1 protein-coding gene and 1 pseudogene are annotated in these 1790 nt (G+C 62.0%); one reads left to right on the forward strand and one right to left on the reverse strand.

The genetic code is table 11. From position 1 onward, the window contains the following. A pseudogene (locus EOA28_RS34690) lies at positions 1 to 1077 on the reverse strand (homoserine dehydrogenase); the annotation flags it as partial. 472 nt (positions 1078 to 1549) lie between these two features. Here EOA28_RS34690 and EOA28_RS34695 point away from each other — a divergent pair. Next, on the forward strand, positions 1550 to 1790 hold a 241-nt coding region (locus EOA28_RS34695), incomplete at its 3' end, for a TolC family protein (protein ID WP_245501672.1).

Here is a 1790-nt window from a genome sequence, read left to right on the forward strand (position 1 = left end):
GGTCGCGCTTGGCCACCGCGCAGACCTCCGCCACCGGCCTCGGCAGCGGCACCATGTCGGGCTTGCCATAGAGCATGATGCGGGCGGCGGTCAGCGGAACCTCCAGAGAAGTCAGGTGATAGGGCCGGAACAGGCCATAATAAGGGCCCTTGCCGACATGGAGATCGTCCATGCGCTCGACGACGCGGGGATGGATCCCTCGACGATGACGAAGACGCCGGGCGCCACGCCCTTGCCGATCGTGTAGTCGACGACGCCTTTCCGGGAGAGGAGGCCGCCATCGGCTTTCGGGATCAGCACCTTGGCCAGTTGATCGCGATTGGCCCTGGGGCCATGCATGCCCGGGATATCCGGGACCAGTCCGGTGGCATTGGCGATGGCGCACATCTCGACCATGGTCTTCGAGCCGTCGACGAATTCGACCAGCATGCGCGGGTTCATGTTCCGGCGCGCGGCCTCTTCCCGGTAGTCGTCCGGAACGGCGTCATGGTTGAGCGGATTGTTCTTGCCCTTGCCCGCCGCGACGATGCTTAACCCAAGCGCCGAGGCGAATTCGATCAGTTCCATGCAGCTTGACGGCTCGTCGCCGGCGCCGACGGAGTAGACCACTCCCAGCCGGTCGGCCTGCTGCTTCAGGTAACAGCCGATGGTCACGTCGGCCTCGACATTCATCATCACCAGATGCTTGCCATGTTCCATGGCCATCAGATCGAAATCGGCGGCGACGCCCGGCTTGCCGGTGGCGTCGATGATCACGTCGATCAGCGGGTTGGTGACCAGCATCTCGTTCGAGGTGATGGCGATCCGGCCGTCTTCGATCGCCCGGGTGACCTTGGAAGCGGTGGCGGCCTCTACCGCCATCGCCTCGTCGCCATAGGCGATGCGGACCGCCTCGCGGGCGGTATGCGGGCGCCGCGTGGAGATGGCGGCGATCGATATGCCCGGCATCAGCATACCTTGGGTAACCAGATCGGTCCCCATCTCGCCGGAGCCGATGACACCGACGCGCACCGGCCTGCCCTCGGCGGCGCGGCGGGCGAGATCGCGGGCAAGCCCGGTCAAGGCGATATTGGTCATGCAAGAAAACTCACGGCTTTTTGCTCCGGCCCGCAATACAGGGAACGATCCGCGTTTGCCAAATCAAACCAGCCCGAGATGGCGATTTCTTGCGAATGCTTTGCAAGGCCGCGGCAGATTTCGCGGGAGCTTGTGCATGGCGGCCGCACGATTCGCCGTTTCTTTCAGACCGTTAACCATTGCAGCGCGCTTTGAGCTGGAAAAGCTCGGACGGGCGCACTCGGTTTCTGTGCCATTTTTGCTACAGGCTCCGGCCCTAATGACTGGAATTGCAATTTTGAGGGGTGTCTAATCCATTATATGCTCACAACCGCGAAAAATCTGTTAGATACTGGTCGAAAGCTCCGGTGGCAGGCTTGGGCAAATAAGCGCCAATAAAAAACAATGGCGCGGGGATAGTCACGGGGTAGATATGACCAGGACGGGTAAAGTGACCGTCGGCTGGCGCCTTGCGCTTGCCGTCACGGTGTCGATGCTGGCTTGCGGTAGCGCCAGCGCACTCACACTCAAAGAAGCCGTTGCGGTGGCAGTGGAATCCAATCCGGAGATTGGCCAGGCGATCGAAAACCGCGAAGCGATCGAATTCGAGCTGCGCCAGGCGAAAGGCCTTTATCTTCCCAGCGTCGATCTGGAAGCCTCGACCGGCGTTCGCCGCCTGGACAATGACACACGGCGCGCGCTCGACGAGGATCACAGAGCCCTCTATCCGAACG

Origin of the sequence: Mesorhizobium sp. M2A.F.Ca.ET.067.02.1.1 (genome assembly GCF_004023285.1) — a bacterium.
GTDB lineage: Bacteria > Pseudomonadota > Alphaproteobacteria > Rhizobiales > Rhizobiaceae > Mesorhizobium.